The 1,797-nt window shown below is 35.6% G+C and carries 2 protein-coding genes and 1 pseudogene; all 3 read right to left on the bottom strand.

Annotated features, from left to right (window positions below):
* Window positions 1-113 precede the first annotated feature (113 nt).
* Window positions 114-1,373, bottom strand: a complete 1,260-nt coding sequence (locus GSY74_RS02845; RefSeq protein WP_164663601.1) for a hypothetical protein — start codon at window positions 1,371-1,373, stop codon at window positions 114-116.
* Window positions 1,366-1,617, bottom strand: coding sequence for a DUF2249 domain-containing protein (locus GSY74_RS02840; protein ID WP_255494494.1), 252 nt, complete (start codon window positions 1,615-1,617; stop codon window positions 1,366-1,368). The genes GSY74_RS02845 and GSY74_RS02840 overlap by 8 nt, the downstream gene beginning before the upstream one ends.
* A pseudogene (locus GSY74_RS02835) lies at window positions 1,614-1,797 on the bottom strand (hemerythrin domain-containing protein); the annotation flags it as partial. The gene GSY74_RS02840 and the pseudogene GSY74_RS02835, both read right to left, overlap by 4 nt.

The raw sequence follows: 1,797 nt of genomic DNA, 5'->3' as shown, positions 1-1,797 counted from the left end.
AATTGAAAACCCTATATTTTCATATATAAGTAAGTATAAAATAAAAAAGTGTAAAAAAGATGTAGAAATATAAATTTTTCAAAAAAAATTAAAAATTCATCTCAGAGTGGGCATTACCACTCTATTTTTTTGGTATGTTTTTGTGTATAGTTATATTTTTTAACAGCAAAAATCAGATGATATAGTAGCCATCCAAATGATATAGTGACGAGTAGTGATGCTAGTAAAAATAGTAGTTTGGACTCTAATAGAGTAGAACTTACAAATGTGATAAGCATTGCAATATGAATTCTAAAATGTATCTTGGCTTTTTTGGGATGGATTACATCAAACATCATTGGGGCTTCCATATAGCCTTGGTTTGAGAGGTGAAACCATACTAGAAATGGAACTATTTTGTAGACCATAGCAAAGACTATGCTTAGGGCGAAGCCTATAAATGTCACTTGGCTTATGAATTTCATATTTTCATGCAGAGTTGTAATGTTATCAATTAGTACAATAGACATGCTAACAGTAAGAAGTCCCATACCCAAACGCCAAAACCATACAGTCGCATCTGAGGTTGGTCGTTTTCTCTTATATAGTCTATGGATTGTAACTCCTGCATAGATGATAAATAGAGTAGCTAAAAAAATATCTATAATATTGCTACTTAAACTTGCTAAAAGTGCAATAGTTTTTAGGATAAGTAGAGTAAAAATAGCTACGGTAAGATATTTGCTTATCCATTTAGGATATTTAGGGGTGATATAGAACATCTCAATGACTTGAAAAGAGATAGAGATTATGAGTAGAGTAATCCATCCAAATATGGCAAATGAGTAGTGAGCCTCTTTGATTTCCATAAATAGAGTACCACTATTGTAGCCACCAAGAGTTAATAGAAGATAGATCCCCAAGACAATAGCGATGAGGAAAGAGGCAAGAGCAAAAAGCATCCCTTTTGACGAGCTTGAGTGATCTTTGATTTTTATTATCTCTTTTAACATTAGTGTAGATGCGTGTAGAAGACCTGAACCTAGAAGTATGGCTGATATTAGTGAATAGTGAACAGTAAATAGTGAATAGTTGTTGAATGCTAATATTTGGGTTATGAGACCTATAACTAGTAGTATATGAGCAACCAAGGCTTTTTTTATGGGTGCTTTGATAGCTACCCCTGCGATAACAGGGAGCATCTGAAACAAGGCTCCTAACATAAATGATGCCATTATTCCTACTGCTAATATATGGATAACTACACTGTTTTTAAAATCCCCCATAAGATAGAGACCAAGTAGAACGCCAAATGCAGAAGCAGTAATAAAAAATCTAAGAACCACAGATATTGGGGGTGCTTGTTCTAATGAGAGACCACCTTGGTTAAACATCTAGTAGCTCCTCTAGGTCGGCTTGGGAATTTTTACAGATGAGTATATGCCAGTTCTCTTTGTTGTCTTGATGGGTAAAGTGGGCAAACTCTTTCTCTTTAGCCACTTCAATAAGAGGGATGGGTTTTTTTCTATGTATCATGTATAGATACTCCTCTTTGCTCATCGCCTGTAGGTGATTTAGGGCAAGTTGCAAAGGGATGGGGTGTGCCATCTCTCTTGCATCAAGTGGGATTTTTTTCAAAGTTGAATCTCTCTCATGGCTGATATTATCTCCTCTTTCTTATCCTGAGGAATCACTCTATCACACATCGCATAGAGCATCTGCTCCTCTTTCATATTGTGCTGTTGGAGAAGAATCATCATAGACTCTGCTAGAGATAGATACGCGTCTGTGTCTCGGTTTTCTACTGCTTCTGCCATT

It is taken from the genome of Sulfurovum sp. bin170 (assembly GCF_010892395.1).
GTDB lineage: Bacteria > Campylobacterota > Campylobacteria > Campylobacterales > Sulfurovaceae > UBA1140.
The sequence above is the reverse complement of the archived record's forward strand: the minus strand, read 5'-3'. Positions and strand labels throughout refer to the sequence as shown.

Bases quoted from the DNA above. Each gene is read 5' to 3' on its own strand.
- GSY74_RS02845 (WP_164663601.1), bottom strand. From the start codon at position 1,373: ATGTTTAACCAAGGTGGTCTCTCATTAGAACAAGCACCCCCAATATCT.